Below are 455 nucleotides of genomic sequence, written 5' to 3'. Positions count from 1 at the left end.
GGCTGATGAAGTCGTTTGGCAATTTCCATCATGACGTGACAACCGTTCTGCAAAACTACTTTCATTACTGCGCTCTGAAAATGAGCTGTGTAGTCAGGAATAATCCCGTGAAAAAATGTGTGCCAGTCCTGCTTTTTAGTGTTCTTTCTGCTTCGGTTGCCAGTCATGCGGACAGCAATGTTTTTCAACAAAAGGCCGAGAAGACAAAAAACGGCATTGTTGCGGATGTTAATGCCAGACAGAAAATGTTCAGTAACAGACTGAAGATACAACTTCAGATCGATGAGTTGAGAGCAGAGCTGGCTGGCACCAGAGATGCCCAAAAAAGAGAGGATTTGCGTAAAAAACTGGAGTCTCTGGAGCGGCAAAAGAAATCCTTACGCTGATGGGGGCGTATTTTCCCCGGTTTCTTCCATAACCTTTTTACCGTTCAGATATTTACGGGCGAGGCGAAT

At 44.8% G+C, this 455-nt stretch carries 1 protein-coding gene; it reads left to right on the top strand.

Annotated elements, in window-relative coordinates:
* Positions 1–386: hypothetical protein (locus tag K0039_RS25310; RefSeq protein WP_228106890.1), on the top strand; the 386-nt coding region annotated here is incomplete at its 5' end.
* Positions 387–455 lie beyond the last annotated feature (69 nt).

Origin of the sequence: Terrisporobacter mayombei (genome assembly GCF_020748465.1) — a bacterium.
Classification (GTDB): Bacteria; Bacillota; Clostridia; order Peptostreptococcales; family Peptostreptococcaceae; genus Terrisporobacter; species Terrisporobacter mayombei.
Note: the sequence above shows the minus strand (reverse complement) of the source record. Positions and strands in the feature narration are given on the sequence as shown.